Annotated in this window: 23 protein-coding genes, 1 other RNA gene and 2 pseudogenes; 4 read left to right on the top strand and 22 right to left on the bottom strand. The window is 64.1% G+C overall.

Annotated elements, in window-relative coordinates:
• Positions 1-130 precede the first annotated feature (130 nt).
• The 11 genes and pseudogenes from AC0L23_RS15410 to miaA form a co-directional block, all read right to left on the bottom strand.
• Positions 131-1843, bottom strand: coding sequence for a sulfatase-like hydrolase/transferase (locus AC0L23_RS15410; RefSeq protein ID WP_085385124.1), 1713 nt, complete (start codon positions 1841-1843; stop codon positions 131-133).
• A 232-nt stretch (positions 1844-2075) separates the two neighbouring features.
• Positions 2076-2366: pseudogene (locus AC0L23_RS15415) on the bottom strand (DUF1330 domain-containing protein).
• 62 nt (positions 2367-2428) lie between these two features.
• Positions 2429-3280 (bottom strand): SDR family oxidoreductase, encoded by an 852-nt coding sequence (locus AC0L23_RS15420; RefSeq protein WP_473357096.1) that lies wholly within the window; start codon positions 3278-3280, stop codon positions 2429-2431.
• A gap of 471 nt (positions 3281-3751) precedes the next feature.
• Positions 3752-4771: a ketol-acid reductoisomerase gene (ilvC, locus tag AC0L23_RS15425; protein WP_085385123.1), complete on the bottom strand. Its 1020-nt coding sequence runs from the start codon at positions 4769-4771 to the stop codon at positions 3752-3754.
• Positions 4772-4918: 147 nt separating this feature from the next.
• Positions 4919-5521 carry a LysE family translocator gene (locus tag AC0L23_RS15430; RefSeq protein WP_085385122.1) on the bottom strand — a complete coding sequence of 201 codons (603 nt, stop codon included), beginning with the start codon at positions 5519-5521 and terminating at the stop codon, positions 4919-4921.
• Positions 5522-5528: 7 nt separating this feature from the next.
• Positions 5529-6404: an EamA family transporter gene (locus AC0L23_RS15435; RefSeq protein ID WP_473357097.1), complete on the bottom strand. Its 876-nt coding sequence runs from the start codon at positions 6402-6404 to the stop codon at positions 5529-5531.
• 69 nt (positions 6405-6473) lie between these two features.
• Positions 6474-7163 (bottom strand): class I SAM-dependent methyltransferase, encoded by a 690-nt coding sequence (locus AC0L23_RS15440; protein WP_085385120.1) that lies wholly within the window; start codon positions 7161-7163, stop codon positions 6474-6476.
• Between the two features lie 3 nt (positions 7164-7166).
• The gene (ilvN, locus tag AC0L23_RS15445) at positions 7167-7709 is read right to left on the bottom strand and encodes an acetolactate synthase small subunit (RefSeq protein WP_007613340.1); all 543 of its coding nucleotides are present in this window, start codon (positions 7707-7709) and stop codon (positions 7167-7169) included.
• A 23-nt stretch (positions 7710-7732) separates the two neighbouring features.
• Entirely contained in the window at positions 7733-8716 is a 984-nt protein-coding gene (locus AC0L23_RS15450) for a threonine dehydratase (protein WP_085350263.1), read from the bottom strand.
• Between the two features lie 5 nt (positions 8717-8721).
• Complete coding sequence (locus AC0L23_RS15455; RefSeq protein WP_085385119.1) at positions 8722-10497, bottom strand: acetolactate synthase 3 large subunit; 1776 nt, start codon at positions 10495-10497, stop codon at positions 8722-8724.
• Positions 10498-10827: 330 nt separating this feature from the next.
• A pseudogene (miaA, locus tag AC0L23_RS15460) lies at positions 10828-11784 on the bottom strand (tRNA (adenosine(37)-N6)-dimethylallyltransferase MiaA).
• Positions 11785-11795: 11 nt separating this feature from the next.
• On the opposite strand from miaA, the gene serB reads away from it, so the two are divergent.
• On the top strand, positions 11796-12701 hold the full coding sequence (gene serB, locus AC0L23_RS15465; protein ID WP_085385117.1) for a phosphoserine phosphatase SerB: 906 nt from the start codon (positions 11796-11798) through the stop codon (positions 12699-12701).
• Between the two features lie 122 nt (positions 12702-12823).
• On the opposite strand, the gene AC0L23_RS15470 is transcribed toward serB, so the two are convergent.
• The 11 genes from AC0L23_RS15470 to AC0L23_RS15520 form a co-directional block, all read right to left on the bottom strand.
• Positions 12824-14326 (bottom strand): Do family serine endopeptidase, encoded by a 1503-nt coding sequence (locus AC0L23_RS15470; RefSeq protein WP_018454338.1) that lies wholly within the window; start codon positions 14324-14326, stop codon positions 12824-12826.
• Positions 14327-14470: 144 nt separating this feature from the next.
• The gene (locus AC0L23_RS15475; protein ID WP_018454337.1) at positions 14471-14677 is read right to left on the bottom strand and encodes a DUF2065 domain-containing protein; all 207 of its coding nucleotides are present in this window, start codon (positions 14675-14677) and stop codon (positions 14471-14473) included.
• A 71-nt stretch (positions 14678-14748) separates the two neighbouring features.
• On the bottom strand, positions 14749-15645 hold the full coding sequence (gene hflC, locus AC0L23_RS15480) for a protease modulator HflC (protein WP_018454336.1): 897 nt from the start codon (positions 15643-15645) through the stop codon (positions 14749-14751).
• A complete protein-coding gene (gene hflK, locus AC0L23_RS15485) occupies positions 15642-16778 on the bottom strand; it encodes an FtsH protease activity modulator HflK (protein ID WP_007600977.1) in 1137 nt (378 codons plus the stop codon). Before hflK ends, hflC begins: the two co-directional genes overlap by 4 nt.
• Positions 16779-16931: 153 nt before the next feature.
• The gene (locus tag AC0L23_RS15490; protein ID WP_018454335.1) at positions 16932-17441 is read right to left on the bottom strand and encodes a dihydrofolate reductase; all 510 of its coding nucleotides are present in this window, start codon (positions 17439-17441) and stop codon (positions 16932-16934) included.
• A complete protein-coding gene (locus AC0L23_RS15495) occupies positions 17441-17926 on the bottom strand; it encodes a GNAT family N-acetyltransferase (protein WP_018454334.1) in 486 nt (161 codons plus the stop codon). The genes AC0L23_RS15490 and AC0L23_RS15495 overlap by 1 nt, the downstream gene beginning before the upstream one ends.
• Positions 17927-17931: 5 nt before the next feature.
• Complete coding sequence (locus AC0L23_RS15500; RefSeq protein WP_007613362.1) at positions 17932-18726, bottom strand: thymidylate synthase; 795 nt, start codon at positions 18724-18726, stop codon at positions 17932-17934.
• A gap of 221 nt (positions 18727-18947) precedes the next feature.
• Positions 18948-20513 (bottom strand): tripartite tricarboxylate transporter permease, encoded by a 1566-nt coding sequence (locus tag AC0L23_RS15505; protein WP_018454333.1) that lies wholly within the window; start codon positions 20511-20513, stop codon positions 18948-18950.
• A gap of 7 nt (positions 20514-20520) precedes the next feature.
• The gene (locus AC0L23_RS15510) at positions 20521-21282 is read right to left on the bottom strand and encodes a tripartite tricarboxylate transporter TctB family protein (RefSeq protein ID WP_018454332.1); all 762 of its coding nucleotides are present in this window, start codon (positions 21280-21282) and stop codon (positions 20521-20523) included.
• Positions 21283-21377: 95 nt separating this feature from the next.
• Positions 21378-21908, bottom strand: a complete 531-nt coding sequence (locus AC0L23_RS15515) for a chromate transporter (protein WP_085385116.1) — start codon at positions 21906-21908, stop codon at positions 21378-21380.
• Entirely contained in the window at positions 21905-22522 is a 618-nt protein-coding gene (locus tag AC0L23_RS15520) for a chromate transporter (RefSeq protein WP_018454330.1), read from the bottom strand. The genes AC0L23_RS15515 and AC0L23_RS15520 overlap by 4 nt, the downstream gene beginning before the upstream one ends.
• Before the next feature lie 84 nt (positions 22523-22606).
• On the opposite strand from AC0L23_RS15520, the gene ssrA reads away from it, so the two are divergent.
• The 3 genes from ssrA (at position 22607) to fumC (ending at position 25148) form a co-directional block, all read left to right on the top strand.
• Positions 22607-22973: a transfer-messenger RNA gene (gene ssrA / locus AC0L23_RS15525) on the top strand.
• Positions 22974-23087: 114 nt separating this feature from the next.
• Entirely contained in the window at positions 23088-23603 is a 516-nt protein-coding gene (locus tag AC0L23_RS15530; protein WP_018454329.1) for an SspB family protein, read from the top strand.
• Between the two features lie 99 nt (positions 23604-23702).
• Positions 23703-25148, top strand: a complete 1446-nt coding sequence (fumC, locus tag AC0L23_RS15535; protein ID WP_244561280.1) for a class II fumarate hydratase — start codon at positions 23703-23705, stop codon at positions 25146-25148.
• The last annotated feature ends 89 nt before the right edge of the window (positions 25149-25237 follow it).

Here is a 25237-nt window from a genome sequence, read left to right on the forward strand (position 1 = left end):
CCGCTCCCACGCCGGGGCCCCACGCGCGCGGGATAACCGGGGGGCTGGGGCTAATGGCCTTGGGGATCGGGGGGGGGGGGGGTCCCCGGTTGGGCGCCGGGCCCTCCCCCTGCACGACGTTGGAGAGACGCTACAGCCCCCTGATCATCCCCGCATCGATCAGCAGCCGGTTAAGCCGGCGCGCTTCGGCCCCGTCCTTGCATCCGTAGAATATGCCCTTGCAGCGGAGCATGATCTCCTTCTGCTCGGCGAAGGACGGATCGAGCGGGATGCCGGCGGCTTCCTGGATGACCAGCGGCAGATACGGGCCGTCGACCGTGTCCATCACGGCCTCGCTTTTCACCGGCTCGAAATTGACGGCGTCGATCGCGTAGTAAGTCGCGTAGAGACGTGCGTCGTAGGCGTCGAGCTTCTTGCCGAGAGCGCCCTCGTCGAGCCCGGGCTCGAGGATACCGGGCGCGAATTCCGGCTGATGATCGCCGTAGCGCACGATCAGGAAGGGTTCGCCGGGAAATTTCTTCTTCAAGCCCGCGAGGAAAGCGTTGTACTGCTCGGCGCTCATCGCCTGCCGCCGCAGGTACTCGTCGATGGACGGCACATTGCCCGGTGCGCGCCAGTTCGGCAGCAGATCCGGGCGGAAGCGCGTCTCCCAGGGGAAATGATTGGCGCCGAGATAGATGAAGGTGAACAGCGGCTTGTTCGGCGTCCGCTCGCCCATCAGCCGGAGCGCCTTGTCGTAGAAGAAGCTATCCGGCTCGACATCCTTGGCGCCGAGATCCTTGGAGTCGAGAAAGCGTTCGATGCCGGTCGTCACCTGAAAGCTGCGCGCGGCCATGAAGCCGCCATAGGCGGGGTACAGCGACATCGTGTCGTAGCCGCAGCGGCGCAGCGCCAGCGGCAGGCCGCGCTCGACACGGCCTGTTGCAATGCGCGTCACGAAATAGGCGAAGCGGCCGAACGAGCGCGACGACAACCCCGCGAGCACGTTGTATTCGGTGAACCAGCTCGGCCCGCCATTGCTCTCGGCCAGGAACGCGCGCTCCTTGCCGTCCCAGGATTTGAAATGGCTGCCGTAGCCGGCCGGCACCTTGATGCCCTGCGCGGCGCGGATGTCGAAGCTCGATTCATCATGGACCATGATGATGTTCGGCCGCCGGCCGGCAGGATGGCAGGCATCGACCAGCGGCATGTTGAGCCGTTCGTTGGTCGAAGCGGCCGACTCCATGAAGCCGTATTGCGCGAAGTCGGAGACCGCGCTGACGCCGGAGCGGAAGAACTTCGAGAGATAGCCGTCGTCGTAATAGCCGCGCCAAGCCTCGTCCGGATGGTAGAGCGAATAGCCGACCAGCGCGGCGAGGCAGGCGAGCATCGAGGCGAGCGCCGGTAGCCTACGGATGCGGAATGGGTCGAGCCACCACAGCGCATACATCAGCGGCAGCGTGACCAGGCCGGCCCCGATCACCGACCAGCGCAAATTCGGGAAGATCGTGAACAGGAACGCCACCGTGTCGCGGTCGATCATCATCAGGTCGATGAAGTTGGCCGTCATCTGCACGACGTCGTGCTTCAGCCGTGACAGCAGCACCAGCACCACGACCATAGTCAGCGACAGCGCACCCGAGAGCGCCGGCCGCCGCAGCAGCGCGATCCAGAAGAAGTTGAGGATGCCCCAGGCCAGCACGAAGGAGAGCCGTGCGCCGAAATCCGTCTCGGTCTCGTACATCAGGACGAGCGCCGCGAGATGCGGCGCTGCAACCGCGAGCAGCCGCCAGATGCCGAGCGCAGCGACGCTTGCCAGCACGGCGGTCGTGCCAGAAGGACCTGGATTGGGCGCGGACGCCATCGACGACACGCAACTGCTGGTCCGGCACGGTGATGCCGAGCCGGCTGACCGGGCCTGCGGCGTTCGGCGCAGCCGGAAGGCCTGCACCGTGTCATAAAACTGTAATTGAACGGTCACGGACAAGCAACGCGTGTCGCGGTCCGACCTTCGCTTAATGTTAGCGGAAGCCGATCGGTCTCCGGGCCCAATTCGTCCCTAGGGCAAATCCCGCAGTGCAGAACCGACTTGCCGTCTAGTCGAGGCCTTCGACGCTGACCAGGCGGGCAGAACTGCAAGCGTCCCGGACCGCTTTGAGTCCCTGGTAGGTCGCGCCTGTGTAAAATGCCTCCCAAGCTGCGACGGATGGGAATTCCAGCAGAACGATCCTGCGGGGCTGCCAGTCTCCCTCGTAGACCTAGTGGGCGCCCCCTCGCGCCAGATATCGAGCTCCAGCGGCCTCCAGGGCGGGCTTCACGCCCAACATGAAGCTTTGGTACTGCTGCAAATCCCTGATCTCGACGTCGAAAATCACATAAGCCGGCATCTCAAGACGCTCCCACGATCGGAAATTGATCACCTGTCCGGCAATGGTCTCACCTCGGAGGCTCAGCCCTGCGGCAGCAGCCCGAGCCGCTTGGCGATGATGCGGTCGACCACACGCTTGGGCAGCGTGGCCGTCATCAAATGCCGCATCCGGTCCGGCGTGATCTGGTAGCGAACCTTGGGCCTCTCGGCGGTGAGCGCCTCGAAAACGACCTCGGCAATCCGCTCGGCCGGCAGCCCGGTCTCGCCGAGCTTCATCGTGAACGCCATGACCTTGTTCAGCGCCGGCAGATAAGGCGAGTTCTGGTAGACCGAAAGATCGATCTGCTCGGCCTTGCTCCAGATCGGCGTCTTGACGGCGCCGGGTGCGACGATAATGACGTCGATGCCAAACAGCATCAATTCGCGGCGCAAGCTCTCCGACAGACCTTCGATGGCATGCTTGGACGTGCAGTAAGGCGCCGACAACGGATTGCCGTTCTTGCCCGCGACCGAGCTGATCATCACGATCCGGCCCTTCGGTCCCTCCAGCGACGGGTCGGCGCCCAGCAGCGGCCCAAAGGCCTGCGTCGCGATGACCGGGCCGATGACGTTGATCTCCATCTGCCGGCGAAAGTCGTCGACCGACAATTCGAGCACGGGACCGGCGACCGCGACGCCGGCGTTGTTGACGAGACCGGCCAGCGTCTCGCCGCCCAGCGCCTCGCGGACTTTTCGCGCAGCCGCGAGGACCGCCGCCTCGTCGGTGACGTCGAACAGCAGCGCCGTGAAGTTCGTACCGAATTCACCCATGAGCCGATCCGCATCGGCCTGCTTGCGGACACTACCGAAAACACGATAGCCGCGCCCGATCAGAAACTTCGCAATGGCCCAGCCGATGCCAGTGGACGCGCCGGTGACGACGACGGATCGCATGATCTTCCTCCCCAAGAGCTCCCGCGATCATGCAGGCGAAAGGTGCCGGGGCGCAATGCCGTCCACCGCTCAAGGAGACGCCGCGGGTGTCAGTTCTTAAGTTGAAGCGAGGTGCGAACCTCGCGACGTGCGATTGATTGCATCCTGAAGGTATGGATGAAGAGCCGAATCCTTGACCCTGAAGACGCTGGGCTTTTGAGGATCGGGAGCTTCTGAGAAATTCCGAAAACAACGCGAGACCAAGAATGTGGTTTAAGCGTCAGTTCTTCATGCTCAGGGAGCACTTCAGCTCGCGAAGAATTTGAATGAAGCAGCAATGCTTCGCGCGAGACGAAAAGAGCGAGACCGCTGGTTGCGATCTCGCTCGAATATAATCGCGAAGATTTAAGAATTGGTTTGGCGAGCGAAGCTTGTGTTTTCGCTCGCGTGTCCGGATGCGGCGCAACCGATACGCCGCATCCGAACGGCCGCTTAGTTCTTCGACTTGTCGACCAGCGCGCCCTTCTTGATCCAGGGCATCATGTCGCGCAGCTTGGCGCCGACTTCCTCGATCGGGTGCTCGGCGAGCTTGGCGCGGGTCGCCTTGAACGAGGTCTGGTTGACCTTGTTCTCGAGCATCCAGTCGCGGGCGAACTTGCCGGACTGGATGTCGTTCAGAACCCGCTTCATCTCCTTCTTGGTCTCGTCGGTGACGATGCGCGGGCCGGTGACGTACTCACCGTACTCCGCGGTGTTGGAGATCGAGTAGTTCATGTTGGCGATGCCGCCTTCATAGATCAGGTCGACGATCAGCTTCACTTCGTGCAGGCACTCGAAATAGGCCATCTCCGGGGCGTAGCCGGCTTCGACCAGCGTCTCGTAGCCGCCCTTGATCAGCTCGACCAGGCCGCCGCAGAGCACGACCTGCTCGCCGAACAGGTCGGTCTCGCATTCTTCCTTGAAAGTGGTCTCGATGATGCCGGCACGGCCGCCGCCGACGGCGGAGGCGTAGGACAGGCCGAGGTCGTGGGCGTTACCCGAGACGTCCTTGGCGATCGCGATCAGGCAGGGCACGCCGCCGCCACGCTGGTATTCCGAACGCACCGTGTGGCCGGGGCCCTTCGGCGCGATCATCAGAACGTCGAGATCGGCGCGCGGGTCGAGCAGGTTGAAGTGGACGTTGAGACCGTGCGCGAAGACGAGGGCGGCGCCCTTCTTCATGTTGTCGTGCAGTTGCTCGCGGTAAATGTCGCCCTGGAGCTCGTCCGGGGTCAGCATCATGACCAGATCGGCCCATTTGGCGGCCTCGGCGACTTCCATCACCTTGAAGCCGGCAGCTTCCGCCTTCTTGGCCGAGGCCGAACCCTTGCGGAGCGCAATCGCCACGTCCTTGACGCCGGAATCCTTCAGGTTCAGCGCATGGGCGTGGCCCTGGCTGCCATAGCCGACGATGACGACCTTCTTGCCCTTGATCAGGTTCAGGTCGGCGTCGCGATCGTAATAAACACGCATGGTCGTTTCCTCGTTCAGGGGCCGGAATCGGCCGTTGGTCAGGTCTTGTCGGTCAGGTCTCGGACGGTGAAATTTGCGGATTTCGGGGGCTGTCTAGAGCATTTTCGGCCCCCTGGGAAACCCGTTTCTGCATGGAAAGCTGAGGCATCATGCATCCATAACGACGGGGTAGAGAGACGCCAGCAGCAGGATCGCCATCAGGATGTTGAAGGCGCGGACCAGCCGCTCGGAGGTCAACACCGGCCGTAGTGCAGTGCCGAACAGGACCCAGACCACGGTCGAGACCGCGCCGACGAGTAGGCTGACCAGGGTCTGGATCGCGATATTGATGGGGAATTGGGCAATCGCCGCGTAGGCGGTGATTGTGCCGATCACGATCACCCAGCCCTTGGCGTTGATCCACTGGAACATCGCCGCGCCCCAGAAGGTCATCGGGCCGCGGCCGGTCTCGCCGTCCGGCGTGGTCGGGCCGGACAAAGCAATCACGGCGGCAAGGTAAATCAGATAGACCGCGCCGGCGTATTTCAGGATGGTCTGAAGGATCGGATAGGCCAGAAACACTGTACCGAGCCCGAGACCCACGGCGGCGATCATGAAAGCAAAGCCGATGACGATACCGGCGATGTGGGGGATGGTGCGCCGAAAGCCGTAGGTCAGGCCCGAGGCCAGCAGCATGATGTTGTTCGGCCCGGGCGTGAAATACATCACGACCATAAAGGCGAGGAAGGCATAGAAGAGCGAATAGGCCATAGTCACCTCAAGCGGTCTTCGGCAGGACCTGCGGACGCTTCGCGAGCACCATCACCGCGATACCGCCGATCACGGTGAGCATGCCGGCGAGACGCAGCGGGCCGAACCGCTCGCCGAACACGATGCTGGACGCAGCCGAGCCGACGAACGGCACCAGCAGCGCGAACGGCACCACTTGCGCGGTGGGATAGTCACGCAGCAGCCGGCCCCACAGCCAATAGGCGATGCTGGTGGAGATGGCGCCGATCAACAGCAGGCAAATGAGGCCGGTGAGCGACATGTGGACCAGCGACTGCCAGGTCGGCGTCGGTCCGTTGACCACCAGCGTGAGCGCGAACAGCGGCACCGCGGTGGCGAGGCACAACCAGGCGAACAGATCGAACATCGGCACGCCGCGGGCGCCGCGCAGCAGGACATTGCCGACCGCAAAGCTGACCGGCGCGATCATCAGCACGGCGAAGGCACCGACGCTGAAATCATAGCCGACCGTGCCGCAGATCATCAAAAGGCCGATGGCTGCGATGACGATGCCCAGCGTCTGCACCGGCGTCGGCCGCTCACGGAATGCGATCGCGGCAAAGCCGATCGTGAACAGCGCCTGGCTCTGCACGACGACGCTGGTCAGCCCCACCGGCACGCCATTGGCGATGCCATAGGCCTGGCTCAGAAATTGGCCGAGAAAGAGCGTGAAGCTGATCGCGATCAGGAGCGACCAGGCGACTTTGGGCTTGCGGATGAATAGGCACGGCACCGCGGCAATGGTGAAGCGCATCGCCGTCATCAGCTCCGGCGAAAATTCGTCGAGCGCGATCCGGCTTGCCACGAAGGCAAGCCCCCAGATGACCGCCACCAGGATGGCGATGAGGATGTCGGCCGGCTTCATTGTCGTTCCCGGTTCTGCCCTGTCGTGCAGCCCTGTTTGTTGTTCTGGTCGAGCCTTGCTCGCCGGCCGTTACGTCGAGGAATTGGGTTTCCGCAGCAGATAGGTGCCGTGCATCGGGGCGTGGTAATCGGCCGAGACCAGCGTGAAGCCGACGTCGGTCAGCATCCGCTCCATGACCCAGCCGAAAGTGGAATACTCGTCGCGCATGTGGGTGACGACGCTTTCACGCGGGACATCGTGGTTCTTGATCTCAAAGTCGGCCCATTGGTCAACGTCGCGCTCGAGCGCATCGGGCATCGAGGCGTAGACGATGTCGCGCAAATAGAAAGTGGCACCGGGCTTGAGCGCGCGATAGATCCGCGACATGGCTACCGCCTTCCAGAAATCCGGCAGATGGTGCAGCGTGAACTCGCTGACGATCAGGTCATAGGATTCCGGCCGGTAGGCGAAGCTGAGCAGGCCGGCGGACTGCGTGCGCACGGGCGCCTTGCGCTCGCGCGCGTAGATCTCGGCGAGCGCCAGCATCGCGGGCGAGATGTCGATGGCATCGACCTCGGCGCCCATCAGCGCCGCCTCGGTCGCGAGCACGCCGTTGCCGCAACCGATATCGGCAATGCGCCAGCCGCGCTGGACGCCGAGCATTTTCAGCGCGGCGCGCGCCCGTAGATCGGCATCGTCATGACTGTCGTAGATCGAGGCCACTGCAGGCCCGATCCCTATCCGGTTCCGCTCGTTGTAATACCAGTCGCGCGCCAGCATGGCTCACATTCCTTCAGGCCCGCGACCAATCGCGGCAACACCGGTGCGCGACACTTCGACGAGGCCAAGCGGACGCATCAGGTCGATAAACTGATTGATCTTATCTGTATTGCCTGTGATCTCGAACACAAAGCTCTCGGTGGTGGCGTCGATCACGCGGGCGCGGAACGCGTCCGCCAGCCGCAGCGCCTCGACGCGATGCTCGCCCTGCCCGCGCACCTTGACCATCGCCAGCTCGCGCTCGATCGAGCGCTTGGTCAGCGTCATGTCGACGACGCGATAGACCGGGATCATGCGGTCGAGCTGATGCTTGATCTGCTCGATCACCATGGGCGTACCCGTGGTGACGATGGTGATGCGCGAGAGATGCTTCTGGCTCTCGGTCTCCGAGACCGTGAGGCTCTCGATATTGTAGCCGCGCCCCGAGAACAGGCCGATGACGCGCGCGAGCACGCCGGGCTCGTTCTGCACGAGCACCGAAAGCGTGTGCGTCTCGTTCGGGTCGTGGCGCTCCTCGATGAAATAGGCGGATGCGGGCTGGTTCATTGTCGTCCCCTTCATTCTCGTCGTTACGCCGTCGCCCGATGAGCGACCGGCGCATCCGTCCCGACCCAACCGCGGAACAGATCGAAATCGATATTGCCGCCGGACAGCACGAGACCGACGCGCTTGCCCGACAATGTTGTCTTTTCCTGAAGCGCCGCGGAGAGCGCGGCGGCGCCAGCGCCTTCGGCGAGGTTATGCGTGTCGGTCCAGAGCGCATGGATCGCGAGCGCGATTTCATCGTCCGTCACCTGGACGATACGCGAGGCGCCCTTGAGGATGACCGCGAGCGCTTCCGGATCGGGAATCCGCGTCGCCATGCCGTCCGCGAGCGTGTTGCTGGTCTCGGTGGTCACCACCTGACCCGCCGCGAACGACAGCGCGTAGGACGGCGCCTCGGTCGACTGCACGCCCACGATCTCGGTCTTCAGGCCGAGCAGATCGCGCGCCATGATACAGCCGCAGATCCCCGAGCCTTGCCCGATCGGCACATAGAGGATGTCGAGATCGGGCGCGGCCCGGAACAATTCGAGCGCATAGGTCGCCACGCCCAGCACCAGGTCCGTATGGAACGACGGCACCATGTGCAGCCCGGCGAACTGCGCGTGGCGTCCGGCTTCCTCGCGTGCGGCCTGAAAGTCCTCGCCGTGCTCAACGAGTTCGGCGCCGAACGCCTTCATCGCGCGGTTCTTCTCGACCGAATTGCCGCGCGGCACATAGATCACGGCAGTTACGCCATGGCGGCTCGCCGCAAAGGCGAGGCTCTGGCCATGATTGCCGCGCGTCGCCGAGATGATGCCCGGAATGTTCGGCCGTTCGCGCTTCAGCCGATCGAGATAGACCAACCCGCCGCGCACCTTGAAGGCGCCCGTCGGCGTGTGATTCTCGTGCTTGACCACGACCTGCGTGCCGAGCCGCTCGGCGAGCAGCGGCCAGGCGTGCGCCGGCGTTGCCGGCACCGCCTGCCCCACGATCGCATGTGCGCGTTCGAGCTCGTTCAGGTCGAACATCACGCTCACACCAGCGCCTTACCGCCGGCGAACGCCTTCGCGGTGGCTTCGTCGTTGGCCTGCTCCGGCAACAGCATCTCGTTGTGCGCCTTGCCGGAGGGGATCATCGGGAAACAGTTTTCCAGCGACGCGACGCGGCAGTCGAACAGCACCGGGCGCTTGACCGAGATCATCTCCTGGATGGCTCCGTCGAGATCACCGGGCTTGTGCACCTGGAGGCCGACGCCGCCGTAGGCTTCCGCGAGCTTGACGAAGTCCGGCATCGCCTCCGAATAGGAATGCGACAGGCGGTTGCCATGGAGCAGCTGCTGCCACTGCCGCACCATGCCCATGTACTGGTTGTTCAGAATGAAGATCTTGATCGGCAGCTCGTACTGCACAGCCGTCGACATCTCCTGCATCGTCATCTGCACCGAGGCATCACCCGCGATGTCGATGACGAGGCTGTCGGGATGGGCAACCTGCACGCCAACCGCGGCCGGCAGGCCGTAGCCCATGGTGCCGAGACCGCCCGAGGTCATCCAGCGATGCGGCTCCTCGAAGCCGTAGAACTGCGCGGCCCACATCTGATGCTGGCCAACCTCGGTGGTGATGTAGGTGTCCCTGCCGCGCGTCGCCTCGAACAGGCTCTGGATCGCGTGCTGCGGCAGGATGACGTCGTTGCTCTTCCTGTAATAGAGCGAGTTGCGGGCGCGCCACTGCGCGATCTGCTGCCACCAGGCCTTGATGTCGGGCTTCTTCGCCTCCGCCTTGAACACCTGGAGAATGTCGCCGAGAATGTTGCCGCAGTCGCCGATGATCGGCACGTCGACGCGGATGTTCTTGTTGATCGAGGACGGGTCGATGTCGATGTGGATCTTCTTCGAGCCCGGCGAGAACGCATCGACGCGGCCGGTGATGCGGTCGTCGAAGCGCGCACCGACGCACAGCATGACGTCGCAATCATGCATGGTCATGTTGGCTTCGTAGGTGCCGTGCATGCCGAGCATGCCGAGCCAGCTCTTGCCCGAGGCGGGATATGCGCCGAGGCCCATCAGCGTGGAGGTGATCGGAAAGCCGGTGACCTCGACCAGCTCGCGCAGCAGCCTGGTGGCTTCAGGGCCGGAATTGATCACGCCGCCGCCGCTGTAGATTACGGGGCGCTTGGCGCCTGAGAGCAGCGCCACGGCCTTGCGGATCTGCGTCGCATCGCCCTTCACCCGCGGCGCGTAGGAGCGATGCACGTCGGATTTGCGCGGCGGATGATAGGTGCCGGTCGCGAACTGCACGTCCTTGGGCACGTCGACGAGCACCGGGCCCGGTCGACCCGTAGTCGCAACGTAAAACGCCTCGTGCAGCACCTTTGCGAGATCGTTGACGTCGCGCACCAGCCAATTGTGCTTGGTGCAGGGGCGCGTGATGCCGACGGTGTCGCATTCCTGGAACGCGTCGTTGCCGATCAGATGCGTCGGCACCTGGCCGGAGATGCAGACCAGCGGGATCGAGTCCATCAGCGCGTCGGTGAGCGGCGTCACCATGTTGGTGGCGCCGGGACCGGAGGTCACCAGGGCAACGCCGGGCCGGCCGGTCGAACGCGCATAGCCCTCGGCGGCGTGACCCGCACCCTGCTCGTGGCGGACCAGGATGTGCTGGACCTCGCTCTGCTGGAAGATCTCGTCGTAGATCGGGAGCACCGCGCCGCCGGGGTAGCCGAAAATGTCGGTCACGCCATGATCGATGAGCGCGCGGACGATCATCGCGGCGCCGGTCATCTGGTTCGGATCGTGGCTCTTGTCGCTCATTGGCTTGCTCCGGATGCGCTGTTGTCAGCGGCTTCGTTCGTGTCGGGTTTTCGGAAATAAAAAAGGCCCCGAAGAGGGCCCATGCACACCGCCTGTCATGTGGATGGCAGCTAGCCACCCCCGGCGGTGTGCCTGGGTACGACGGCGATAAGGAGTTTGGTAATAATGTTACGCATGGCAGGTGCCCGGCTTCCCAAAGGTTGCGCGAAACATAGCGGCCAGCGCCCCGATGTCAAGGCAATGCGGCCGTTCCCGCGCGATTTTGGCAGTGTAGCGGTGTTCCCGGGGTTGGGCGAGAGGTAAATTCGGGAGCCGAGGCACAAAAGCGTGTCAGCCTTGGTCCCGCGCCGCGTTCACGATCGCCGCCAGCCAGCCCCGAATCTCCCCCGGCTTCACCCACTCGAATTCGGGCAATTGGTGCCGGAACCAGGTGAACTGCCGCTTGGCGTAGTGGCGGGTGTCGGCGCGGCCGATGGTAGCCGCCTGCTCCAGGTTGAGCTCACCGCGCAGATGCCGGATTAGCGCCGGCACGCCATGAGCCTTCATCGCCGGCAGCAGCGGATCGAGGTTTCGGGCGGCGAGACGCACCGCCTCCTCTAGCGCGCCGGCACCCAACATGGCGTCGAAGCGGGCGTCGATGCGCGCATAGAGCTCGTCGCGCTCGGGCGCGAGGAACACCGCCCGAAAACTGTCCTTGGGCAAGAGCGGCGGCTGGCCCTCATGATGCCAGTCCAGCAGCGAACGGCCGGTGGCTTCGACCACTTCGAGCGCGCGCGCAATGCGCATGCGATCACGCGGGTTCAATCGCTCGGCGGCTCGCGGATCGGAGGCTGCGAGTTCCGCATGCAGCGCCTCGACGCCGTTCCGCTCCAGCCGCGCTCGAACGCCCTCGCGCACCTCGGTGGGGATCGGCGGCACCACGGAAAGACCCGCCGTCAGCGCCTTGAAGTACAGCCCGGTGCCGCCGATGAAGATCGGCAGGCGGCCTTCGGCTTTCGCCTCTTCGAGCGCCTTGGCCGCGTCGCCCACCCAGGCGCCAGCCTAAAAATTCACGGCCGCATCGACATGGCCGTAGAGGCGATGGGGCACCCGCGCCTCGTCGCCATCTGTAGGGCGCGCGGTGATGATGCGGAGGTCGCGGTAGACCTGCATGGAATCGGCATTGATCACGACCCCGCCCGCAGCGAGCGCAAGCTCGAGCGCCAGCGCCGACTTGCCGCTGGCGGTCGGGCCTGCGATAAGCACCGCCTTGCCAACATGCCTTCTGCCGACTTGCCCCTCGCTCACGAAAACCTCAAATGTCCCTCGTTGCCACGCTGATCTGCAACCCGAATAATCCCGCGCTCGACTCCACCATCGTCGACGGCGCCCGCGCCGTGCTGCCTCAGGCAGCTCCCGCGCACTGGCTGTTCGACGGGGTTGCAGTCGACATCCCATTCGGCGCCGACAGTAACCTCGAAGGCGACCGTCACGCCATCGAGCAGCGGCTCCGCGAGCTTCGCGGCGACCTGCCCATCGACATCGTGGTGCAGCCAGTCGGCTTCCGGCGCAAGAAGCTTTTTCTCGCCGACATGGATTCCACCATGATCGGTCAGGAATGCATCGACGAGCTCGCCGATTTCGTCGGGGTGAAGGCCCATGTGGCCGCCATCACCGAGCGCGCGATGCGCGGCGAGATCGAGTTCGAGCCGGCGCTGCGCGAGCGCGTCGCGCTGCTCAAGGACCTTCCCGCCAGTGCCGTCGACGAGGTGCTGGCCAAGCGCATTACGCTGACGCCGGGTGGCCGCGAACTGGTCGCGACCATGCGCGCCCATGGCGCCTATGCCTGCCTCGTCTCCGGCGGCTTCACGCTTTTCACCAGCGCGGTCGCCACCAGGATCGGTTTCCAGGAGAACCGCGCCAACGAGCTCGTCGTCCGCGACGGCAAGTTCACTGGCGAGGTGAAGGAGCCGATTTTGGGGCGCGCGGCAAAGCTCGCGACGCTGGTGGATCTGATGGAGTCGTTCGATCTCGACGACGTCGACTCGCTGGCGGTCGGCGACGGCGCCAATGATCTCGCGATGATCCAGGCGGCGGGGCTGGGCGTGGCGTATCATGCGAAGCCGGCGGTCGCGGCCGCAGCCGCGGCGCGGATCGATCATGGCGATCTCACCGCGCTGCTGTATGCGCAGGGGTATCGGCGCGAGGAGTTCGTGGAGGCGTAGCCTCCTCCTCTCCGCCGTCATGCCCGGGCTTGTCCCGGGCATCCACGTTACGCTCGTCCGCATGGCAAGGCGTGGACGGCCGGGTCAAGCCCGGCCATGACGAGAGGTGAAAGCGAGCGCTCTTACTGCACGCTCAGCGCGACAAAACGCAGCTCGCCGTCGGCGTTCGACACCAGCAGCAGCACCGATTTCTTGCCGTCTTTCTTGAGCTGGTCGACCCGTTTCTGGATGTCGGCGCCGCTGGAGACGGCCTCCTGCGCCACCTCGACAATGACGTCGCCGGCCGAGAGGCGCTTCTCGGCGGCATCCGAATTGGCGTCGACATTGGTGACGACCACGCCCTTGACGCTGTCCTTGATCTTGTAGCGCGCACGCAGGTCCTTGCTCAGCGCGGCGAGATCGAGGCCGAGCGCCTTCTGTGTCACGGTCTTTTCAGGCGGAGGCTCGTCGGTCTTCACCGCGGCCTGCACCTTGTCGGCATCCTGCAACCGGCCGAGCGTGACCTTCTTGGTTTCCTCCTGGCTCTTGCGGATGATGACGACGTCGACCTCCTTGCCGACCGCCGTGTCGGCGACCACGCGAGACAGATCCTTCGGGTCCTTGACGTCCTTGCCGTCGAACTTGACGACGACGTCGCCGGGCTCGATGCCGGCCGGTTTGGCCGGGCCCTTGTCGTCGACACCGGCAACCAGCGCGCCGCGCGGCGGCTTGATGTTGAGGCTCTCGGCGATCTCGTCGGTGACGCTCTGGATGCGCACGCCAAGCCAGCCGCGGCGCAATTCGCCGAACTGGCGGAGCTGGTCGACGACACCCGCCACCGTCTTCGACGGTACGGCGAAGCCGATGCCGATCGAGCCGCCGGACGGCGAGATGATCAGCGTGTTGACGCCGATGACGTCGCCATCGAGGTTGAACAGCGGACCGCCGGAATTTCCGCGGTTGATGGAGGCGTCGGTCTGAATGTAGCTGTCGTAGGGACCTGAGGAGATGTCACGGTTCTTCGCCGAAACGATACCGGCCGTCACGGTGCCGCCGAGGCTGAAAGGATTGCCGATCGCGACGACCCAGTCGCCGAGGCGCAGCTTGTCGGAATCACCGAACTTCACCGACACCAGCGGCTTCGACGGCTTGAACTTGAGCACGGCAAGGTCGGTCTTCTTGTCGACTCCGACCAGTTCGGCCTTGATCTTGGTCCCGTCGTTGAGAATGACGTTAATCTCATCGGCGTCCGCGATGACATGGTTGTTGGTGACGACGACGCCTGACGTGTCGATGATGAAGCCACTTCCGAGCGAGTTGGTCTTGCGCGGCGCCGGGCTGTTCTCGCCGCCCTTGCTGCCGCCGCCGGGACCCTTGCGGTTCTTGAAGAAGTCGTCGAAGAACTCCTCGAAGGGCGAACCGGGCGGCAGTTGCGGCATGGCATTGCTGCCGCCGCCCCCGCCCTTGGCTTCGACGGTCTGCGAGGTCGAGATGTTGACGACCGCGTCAATCACCTTCTCGGCGACGTCGGCGATGCCATCCGGTCCGCGCGCATAGGCCGGTGTGCCGAGTGCGCTGAAAGCGCCAACGGCGAGCGCGGCCAGCCCTAAGCGCAAACGGGTCGGGGCAATGGTGGCAGCGGTCATTGTGATCTCCAGGAAACAAGGATTCGACGTCAAGACTGCGCTCGAACGGGGGGACGGCGCAAGCGCGGACCTTAACGGGCCTCAAGACCCGGATAATAAGGCGAAAACCGGTCCCTCGCCTTCACTTTGGCGTTGGTGCGACGGCTAAATTGGACGTCGCATAACCCAGATCAGGACCAGGCCGGCCACGGCCGAACCAATGCCGACCGCCCGCAGGACGTTATCCGGCGTGGCCATCGCGCTTTTCATGGCCTTGCGCATCCAGGCCGGACTTGCCGCGAACATCAAGCCTTCCAGCACGAACAGGATGCCCAAACCGATGAGGAAGTCGGCGAACGCAATGGACCTCATCGGATTGGAACCTCCCGTTGTGCTGTTCTTGTCTGGACGAAGGGCGGCCGGACTTGCCGCCCTTGTCTCACTTACGGCTTCGCTGGCGTCGTGGTCGCCGTCTTGCCGGACGGGTTACCAAAGAACCGGAAGAAATCCGAGTCCGGGCGCAGCAGGAAGCGGGTGTCGTTCGCGCGCAGCCCGGTCTCATAGGCCGCCATCGAACGGTAGAAGGCGAAGAAATCCGCGTCCTGGCCGTAGGCTTCGGCGAACAGACGGTTGCGCTCGGCATCGCCGACGCCGCGCGTCTGCTCGGCCAGCGACCTTGCATCCGCCTCGATCACGGTCGCCTCGCGGTCGGCCTTGGAGCGGATCTCCTGGGCCTTCTGGCCGCCCTGCGCGCGGAACTCGGCGGCTTCGCGCTCGCGTTCCGTCTTCATGCGCTGATAGACCGCCTGGCTGTTCTGCTCCGGCAGATCGGCGCGGCGGATCCGGACGTCGACGACCTGGATGCCGTAGCCGTCGGCCTCGTGGTCGAGCTGATCGCGGATGCGCTGCATCAGCTTCTCGCGGTCGTCGCGGACCACGTTGATGAAGGTGACCTCGCCGAGCACGCGGCGCAGCGCAGCGTTCAAGAGCGTGGTGAGCTGGATGTTGGCGGCCTGGATCGAGCCGATGCTCTGATAGAAGCGGAGCGCGTCCTTGATGCGGTAACGCGCGAAGGCGTCGACCACGAGCCGCTTCTGGTCGGACGCGATCGCTTCCTGCGACGGGTTCTCCAGATCGAGGATGCGCTTGTCGATGTTGATCACCGAATTCCACGGCGCCTTGAAGTGCAGGCCGGGAGCGGTAACGACATCGACGGGCTTGCCGAACTGCAGCACGATGGTCTGCTCGGTCTGCGCCACCGTGAACAGGGACATGTAGCCCACGATCACGACGAGCAGGAGGCCGAGCAGCGTGACGATACCTGTGACCGGAGATCTCATCGGTTGCCTCCGGTCGTCTGCTGGCCGGTTGCAGGCGGCCGCTTGGCAGTCAACTCGCTGAGCGGCAGATAAGGCACGACGCCCTGGCCCGACTGGCCGCCGTCATAAATGAGCTTTTCCGAACCGCCGAGCACGCGCTCCATCGTCTCCAGATAAATCCGTTCACGCGTCACGTCGGGGGCCTTCTTGTATTCCTCGTAAACCTTCAGGAAGCGCGAGCTCTGGCCCTTGGCCTCGGCGACGGTCTGCTCCCTGTAGCCTTCGGCGGCCTGCATGATCTGCGCCGCACGCCCGCGTGCCTGCGGCACGACCTGGTTGGCATACGTCTGCGCCTCGTTCTGCAGCTGCTCGAGATTGGCGCGCGCCGCCTGGACGTCGCGGAAGGCGTCGATCACCTGCGCCGGCGGGTCGACCTTCTGCATCTGCACCTGGCTGATCTGAATGCCGGCGCCGTAGCTGTCCAGGGTCTTCTGGATTAGTTCCTGCACGCCTTGTTCGGTAACGTTGCGCGCGCCGGTCAGGATCGGCTGGATCTGCGAGCGGCCGATCACCTCGCGCATCGCGCTCTCGGCGACTGCCTTCACGGTGCCTTCGGGATTCTGGATGTTGAAGAGGAAATCGCCGACGCCGTTGGGCTTGATGCGCCAGAGCACGGTGAAGTCGACGTCGACGATGTTCTCGTCGCCGGTCAGCATCAGGCTCTCTTCCGGCACGTCACGAATGGAGCGGCCGCGCCGCGCCGGGTCGTCGATCAGCGTCATGCCGATGGAGATGGTGGAAACGCGCAAGGCCTTTGGCAGCAGCACGGTCTCGATTGGATAGGGCAGATGGTAGTTCAGGCCGGGCTCCACGGTGCGGACATGCTTGCCGAAGCGCAGCACGACGCCGAGCTCTTCGGACTGCACCCGGAAGAAGCCCGACAGCAGCCAGAACGCGACGATGAGCAGCACGATCAGCGTGATGCCGATGCCGGAGAAATAGCCACCCGGCATGATCTGCTGGAGGCGATCCTGGCCGCGCCGCAGAAGATCTTCCAGATCCGGCGGCCTTGGCCCGACCGGTTGCGGGCCGTTGCCCCATGGTCCCTTCGGACCCGAGCCCCATGGGCCACCGCCCTGATTCTTCCACGGCATTCGACGCTCTCCTCGGCAGGGTGAAATTGCCCCCGCCCGCTTTGTCCGGTCCGGCTTTATAGGGGACAGGCAGGTCCCTTACAACGCAGCCCTCGCCGCCCTCCGAGCTAAGCTTGGGGGCAGAAAAGTCAATGTTAACATTGGCAAATGCGGTTAATGGCCTGCCCGCCGACGATATGTCACATAGGAGTAGTCGGCGCTGTCGTGGGGTCCGGCAGGATGACGGATGCGTTCAACCTCATCCCACTCTGCCCTGTCGATGTCGAAATGCGTGTCGCCTTCGGGCCGGGCATGCACTTCGGTGATCTCGAGGCGATCGGCGCGATCGAGCCATTGCCGAAAGATTTCGGCGCCGCCAATCACGGCGATCTCGGCGACCGAACGCCGCAGGGCATCGCCGCGCGCGATGGCGTCTGCGGCGGCAGTCGATGTCGTCACGATGGCGCCGGCGGCGCGATAATCCGCATCGCGCGTGACGACGATGTTGGTGCGGCCGGGAAGCGGCCGGGGCAGGGATTCGAAGGTCCTGCGGCCCATGATCACGGGCTTGCCGATCGTGAGCGCCTTGAAGCGCGCCATGTCGGATTTCATTCGCCACGGCATTGCGTTGCCGGCCCCGATGACGCCGTTCTCCGCGATCGCGACGACGAAGACGATCTCCATCAGGTCGCGCTCCCGGCAAGCCGCGTCAGCGCCGGACCGGTGACGCGGCACAGCGTCCAGTCCTCCAGCATGATGGCACCGAGCGATTTGTAGAACGCGATCGACGGCGCGTTCCAGTCAAGCACCGCCCATTGCAGCCGCGACCAGCCGTTCTCGACGCATTCCCTGGCGAGGTGCACGAGCAGAGCCTTGCCGAGGCCCCTGCCCCGATGCGATGGCCGCACATACAAATCTTCGAGATAGATGCCGTGGCGGCCGCTGAACGTCGAAAAATTCGCAAACCACACCGCGAAGCCGACCGGCTCGCCGTTCCACTCGGCGAGAGCGCAATGGAGTTGCGGTCGTTCGCCGAACAGTGCGTCGGCGATGTCAGCCTCGGTCGCCTCGACCTCGTGCGAAAGTTTTTCGTACTCGGCGAGCTCGCGGATGAAAGCGAGAACCAGCCCGGCCTCACCGGGACGCACACGGCGGATGTTGAGCTGCATCGACTTCAGACCGCGACCGCGGCCTTGATGTGCGGATGCGGATCGTAGCCGACGAGCTCGAAGTCCTCGTAACGGAAGGAGAAGATGTCCTTCACGTCGGGGTTGATCCGCATCACCGGCAGCGCGCGCGGTGCGCGCGTGAGCTGGAGCTTCGCCTGCTCCAGATGGTTGGAATAGAGATGGGTGTCACCGAACGAATGCACGAAGTCGCCGGGCTTCAAGCCCGTGACCTGCGCCACCATCATGGTGAGCAGTGCGTAGGAGGCGATGTTGAAGGGGACGCCGAGGAACACGTCGGCCGAACGCTGATAGAGCTGGCACGACAGCTTGCCGTTGGCGACATAGAACTGGAACAGGCAGTGGCACGGCGGCAACGCCATCTTGTCGACCTCGGCCGGATTCCAGGCCGAGACGATCAGGCGGCGCGAGTCCGGGTTGCGCTTGATCATGTCGATCACATTCGCGATCTGATCGATGCTGCGTCCGTCCGGCGCGGGCCAGGAGCGCCACTGGTGGCCGTAGACGGGGCCAAGATCGCCGTTGGCGTCGGCCCACTCGTCCCAGATGGTGACGCCGTTGTCGCGCAGATATTTGATGTTGGTATCGCCTTTCAGGAACCACAACAGTTCGTGCACGATCGCCTTCAGCGGCAGGCGCTTTGTCGTCAGCATCGGAAAACCGGCGGACAGGTTGAAGCGCATCTGATGGCCGAACACCGACAGCGTGCCGGTGCCGGTCCGGTCGGTCTTTTCGGCGCCGTCTGAAAGAATCCGCTCGAGCAGGTCCTGATACTGGTGCATGTGCGTGAGCCTTTGGGGAGGCGGCGAACTTAGCGGCCGCCCCCGCGCTGCGACAGCGGCGATTCGCCATCCATGCGCATTATACCCGGAAAAGTGAGCGCTCCCGGTGCAAACGACAAGGGGCGGAACTCAGCGTCCCGCCCCTTGTCTATCAGATTGATCCTGCTGGCCAACTTGCCGGCTTGGGTTCGGGTCACGGCGCGCCGACGCTGGCGGCGCCCCTAGTTTTCGGATTCGGTGAACACCTCGTCGCGCTTGGCACGCAACGCCGGCAGCACCGTGAGCACCAGGAGGAAAGCGGCGATGCCGAGCAGCACGGCCGACAGCGGACGCGTCAGGAACACGCTCCAGTCGCCGCGCGAGATCAGCAGCGCGCGGCGCAGGTTCTCTTCCATCAGCGGTCCGAGCACCATGCCGAGCAGCAGCGGCGCCGGCTCGAAATCGTGCTTGATCAGCCAGTAGCCGACCAGACCGAACACGCCTGCCAGGATGACGTCGACCGGCGCGTTGTTCACCGAGTAGATGCCGATCGCGCAGAAGATCACGATCGAGGGGAACATCAGCCGGTAAGGGACGCGCAACAGCCGCACCCAGATTCCGACCAGCGGCAGGTTGATGATGATCAGCATCAGATTGCCAATCCACATCGAGGCGATCATGCCCCAAACCAGCTCCGGCTGCTTCTGCATCACCTGCGGACCGGGCACGATGCCGTGGATGGTCATCGCGCCCACCATCAGCGCCATCACGGCATTGGGCGGGATGCCGAGTGTCAGCAGCGGGATGAAGGAGGTCTGCGCCGCGGCATTGTTGGCGCTTTCCGGCGCCGCCACGCCTTCGATCGCACCGCGGCCGAACCGCGACGGGTTCTTGGCGATCTTCTTCTCGAGCGTGTAGGACGCAAAGGACGCGATGACCGCGCCGCCGCCCGGCAGGATACCGAGGATCGATCCGAGCACGGTGCCGCGCAGGATCGCAGGCGCCGAGTCGATCAGGTCTTTCCTGGTCGGCATCAGGCCGGTGATCTTCTGCTGCACGAGGTCGCGGTTCATCTCGGCGCCGGCGTCGAGGTTGCGGATGATCTCGGCGAAGCCGAACACGCCCATCGCCACCGTCGCAAAGCCGAGACCGTCGGCAAGCTCCGGAATGTTGAACGCCATGCGCGAGGCGCCGGTCTCGATGTCGGAGCCGACCATCGACAGCATCAGGCCGAACACGATCATCGCGATCGCTTTCAGGACCGAGCCCTTGGCCAGCACCACCGCAAAGATCAGGCCGAGCACCATCAGCGAGAAATATTCCGCCGGGCCGAACGCCAGAGCGAGCTTGGTCAGCGGCGCACCGAGCACGGCGATGAGCACGGTCGCAACGCATCCGGCGAAGAACGAGCCGATCGCCGCGATCGCCAGCGCCGGGCCGGCACGGCCTTGCTTCGCCATCTGGTGACCGTCGATGGCGGTAACGACCGACGTCGCCTCACCGGGAATATTGACCAGGATCGAGGTGGTGGAGCCGCCGTACTGGGCACCATAATAGATGCCGGCGAGCATGATCAGCGCGCCGACCGGCGGCAATCCGAACGTGATCGGCAGGAGCATCGCCACGGTTGCGACGGTGCCGATACCGGGCAGCACGCCGACCAGTGTGCCAACCAATGCGCCAATCAGGCACATGAGAATATTGATCGAGATCGGGAGCGACAGACCGTAGAGCCACCAGGGTGACCACCAGGAGATCTGAAACACCACACCGAAACCAAGGCCCAGATTGTGGAAGAGATCGAACATCACACCCTCACTGAACCAGGAAGCGCGGGAACATCGGCATCGGCAGGCCTAGCACGTAGGGGAAGAGCAGCGCGCAGCCGAGCGTCAGGCAGGCGCCGACAATGAGCGCTTCGACCCAGCGTGTCTCATGCGTACCCATCGCCGCGATCATGAAGCTTGCGAACGCCGTTACCACCACCCCAAGCGGACGAATCGCCAGCGCGAAGAAGACGATCGAGAACATCACGAAGAGCGGCCCACGCCAGGCATAGTGCGCCATGCTGGGCCCGTCGGTCAGCAGCCCCGTCAACGCGATGCCGGCGCCAAGTGCGACGAGGAGCCCGCCAAACATCCGCGGCGCCGTGCCGGCGCCAAAGGAGAAGCCCCGCATCCCCTGCAAATCGCTAGAGGCCCACAGTGCGAACAAGGCGAGCGCCATCAGCACGATTCCGCCGACATAGTCCTGCGCGGACCTGATCGTCATGAAGAACGTGAGAATCGCCACCGCAAAGATCGGATAGGAATAGATCAGCGCCAGCAGCACATCGGATGACGCCTTCTTGGTGTCACCGCCGACCGCCCCGAGCAACGCGCCGGGCGCCCCCGCGAGCAGCGCAGTCGCGTGGCTGATGACGACGGCGGCCGGCCCGCGTCCAGCGCCCCAGCCAAAGATCGTCCCGAACGACCAGATGAATTCGAAAATCTGCGGCGCTATGGCCAGCAGACAAAAGCTGATCACCACCGAGGTGTTTCGGTTGGCTGTCGCCGAGTGGCCCATCGTATCGGCCATGCATGTCTCCTCCGCGACCCGTAAGCCACGAGCACTGTTGTTCTAATCGGCTGGAAATCGATGCCCCCGCCCGGATCCCTGCCTAGCCATTTTCATTACACAATGCCAGCAAAACCCAACAAGCCCCCGACGAGCAAAATCCATAGTGGATTGATGCGCGAGACGGATGCGACCACTGCAACCGTCGCGGTCAGAATTAGCGCAGCAAGCGTACGATCGGTCGACTCGGCGAGGATCAGGGCGCTCGCCGCCATCAGGCCGATCGAGAGCGGAACCAGTGCAGCCTGGATCAGCCCGGGCCAGCGCGATTGGTTCGGCCGGTTGAGGAGCCGGCTGACATAATAGGCAAGCAACGCGGTGGGCAGGCACATGGCCAAAGTCGCCGCCAGGGCGCCGGGGATGCCGGCGACAGCATAGCCGATCAACGTGACGATAAGCACATTCGGACCTGGTGAGAGCTGCGCGATCGCATAGGCATCGGCGAACTGCTTGTCGGTCATCCAGTGATGCACATCGACCGCGATGCGGTGCATCTCGGGCACCGCCGCCGCGGCACCGCCGACCGCGAACAGCGACATCAGACCGAAGGTCGAGATCAGCCCCCAGATCGGGTTCTCCGCGTTCATGCTGCTACCTTCCGCCGCATCAGGAAAGTGGCGCCGACGCTGACGGGGATCGCGACCAAAAGCACGGCCTGGAGCGGCAGGCGAAGGACGCCGATGGCGAGGAACACGCCCAGCATCAGGATGAGCGCCAAGGCGTCCAGCCGCTTGAGCAGCGGCGTCATCATCCGGAAGACCACCGCGATCAAGAGGCCGACGGCCGCACAGGAAATGCCCGCGAGGATGCGGCGCAGCACGTCCACATCGCCGAACCGGGCGTAGATGATCGCGAGCACCGTCATGATCAGCGTGGGCGGCAGCAACAGCCCTGCAAAGGCGGCAATGCCGCCGGCGATCCCGCGCAGCCGCGCGCCGAACACCATCGAGAGATTGACGATGTTGGGCCCGGGCAGGAAATGGCAGAGCGCAAAAGTCTCGTTGAACTCGTCCGCCGTCATCCAGCGGTGCTGCTCGACGATGGCCTGCCGGGCGAATACCAAAACCCCTCCGAAGCCCGCCAGCGACATCCTGGCGAAGGCGAGGAACAGCGCGAGCAAGCCCGGCGGAACGGCGCTGGTGGCTGGACCGTCCGGCTCTTGAACTGGTTGTTGCGCGACCGGTGCGGAATCCTCGGACATGTCAGGAGCTTAGAACGCCGGCCGGCAGGCGGCCAAGCCTGCCGGGAACCTATCCAGAGGGAACCTCGGAATGATCGCTCGAAACACCTGTTATTTGAAACGTTTGCCCCCTATATTGGGAGTGCCGGTTCGCCGGCTATGGAAATAAACGGTCGTCGCAATAAACCATTCGGACCCGGGGGCGGTACCCGGCGCCTCCACCAAAGCCCACCAGCGGGCTGGCCCTGAAAGCGGGCTTTGGCGGGGGCGAAATAGGATCGACGAGGGCGTAAAGGGCGTTCTTTTTCCCGGTATTGTTCCGCCGTTATCGGGCTATGCAATAGTTGCCAACGACAACTTTGCTCCGGTTGCTCAGGCTGCGTAACGCAGTTTGAAAGACCATTCTGAAGTCCTAACGGGTTAAGCTCCGTTAGGCGGGGTTCGGAGGCACCTGGCAACAGAAGCCTCCACTTACCTCTTATTTCCTACCCCGCGGGGACTCCTGCTGACCCGTCAGGCGCGGTACTATTGCGACTTGGCGAGTCGGGCCGGCAGGGCCCAGCTCCTGGAATGCAACAGGACCACCATGGCGACCGATCATATCCGATACGATGTGCTGGCCCGCGACGCGCTGCGCGGCGTGTTGCGCAAGGTGCTGACCGACGCCGCGTCCCAGGGACTACCCGGCGAGCATCATTTCTTCATCACCTTCGTGTCGAAGGCGGAGGGCGTGAAGCTGTCGTCGCGGCTGCTGGCCCAATATCCAGAAGAGATGACGATCATCCTGCAGCACCAGTTCTGGGATTTGACCGTGCTCGAGGACCGCTTCGAGGTCGGCCTGTCTTTCGGCGGCATTCCGGAGCGGCTGATCGTGCCGTTCAGCGCCATCAAGAGCTTCCTTGATCCGTCCGTGAAATTCGGCCTCCAGTTCGACACCTCCGATGTCGCCGACGTCTCGGCCGAGACCTTGCCGGCCGCTCCCGCCCCGTCCGCGGTCGCGGTGGCCCCTGCCACTGACCCTGCGGAAGGCACTGAGGAGCCGGCGGCTCCGAACCAGGGCGGCGCCGAAGTCGTGCGATTGGATCGTTTCCGCAAGAAATGATCTAGATCGGGTCGGCGCCCGTCGCAGGCGGCCAAACTCCCTATATAGAGGCACATGATGAGGCCGCGCGGCATTTCGCGCGGCGGAATGGATGTGCTCATGGCCAAAACTTCCCTCTCGAAGACTTCCCCCTCGAAGACCGACGGCTCCTCGCGCCCGGCGACCCGCACCGAGACCGACAGCTTCGGCCCGATCGAGGTCCTCGCCGATCGTTATTGGGGCGCGCAGACCGAACGCTCGCGCCAGAATTTTCGCATCGGCATCGATCGCATGCCGATCTCGCTCGTGCATGCGCTCGGCATCGTCAAGCTCGCCGCAGCGCAGTCCAACCAGGAGCTCGGTTTGCTCGACCAGCGCCGCGCCAACGCCATCATCCGCGCTGCGCGCGAGGTGATCGAGGGCAAGCTGGACGATCATTTTCCGCTGGTGGTGTGGCAGACCGGCTCGGGCACCCAGAGCAACATGAATCTCAACGAGGTCATCGCCAACCGCGCCAATGAGATCCTGGGCGGCGAGCTTGGCGCCAAGAAGCCGGTGCATCCCAACGATCACGTCAACATGAGCCAGTCGTCGAACGACTCGTTCCCGACCGCGATGCATATCGCGGCGGCAAGCCGCATTACCGCCGATCTGGTCCCTGCCCTTGGCGAATTGCTGCGTGCACTGCGCAAGAAGGAGAAGGAGTTCGCAAAGATCGTCAAGATCGGCCGCACCCACACCCAGGACGCGACGCCGTTGACGCTCGGCCAGGAATTTTCCGGCTATGCCGCACAGGTCGAAAGCGGCATCGCCCGGCTCAAGGTCGCGGTGAAGGAGCTCTATCCGCTGGCGCAGGGCGGCACCGCCGTCGGCACCGGCCTCAATTCGAAGCCGCGCTTTGCAAAACTGTTCGCAAAGCACGTTGCCGGGATTACCAAGCTGCCGTTCACCAGCGCGGCCAACAAATTTGAGGCGCTGGCTTCGAACGACGCCTATGTATCGGCGCACGGCGCCATCAATTCGGTCGCGACAGGCCTGTTCAAGATCGCCAACGACATCCGCCTGCTCGGATCGGGTCCGCGTTCGGGCCTCGGCGAACTCATGCTGCCGGAGAACGAGCCGGGCTCCTCGATCATGCCGGGCAAGGTCAATCCGACGCAGTGCGAGGCGATGACGATGGTGTGCTGCCAGGTGTTCGGCAATCACACCGCGATCACGGTCGCCGGCAGCCAGGGCCATTTCGAGCTCAACGTCTATAAGCCCGTACTGGCCTACAACATGCTGCACTCGATCCGGCTGATGGCGGACGCCGCGCGCTCCTTCACCGAGCATTGCGTCAGCGGCATCCGCGCCGACGAGAAGCGCATCAAGGAACTGATGCAGCGCTCGCTGATGCTGGTGACGGCGCTCGCCCCCAAGATCGGCTACGACAACGCGGCCAAGGTGGCCAAGACGGCGCATGCCAACGGCACCACCCTGAAGGAAGAGGCGCTGCGGCTTGGCTTCGTCTCAAGCGAGGAATTCGACCGCCTGGTGCGCCCCGAGAAGATGACCAGCCCGGGATAAATTCCGAATTCCGATAGCCATCCGTAATGATACGGAGCCCCTAGCTCCATTAAATGTAGGGCTTAAAGGACGGGATTTGATTACCGTCA

The organism is Bradyrhizobium sp. MI1.4 (genome assembly GCF_055811315.1).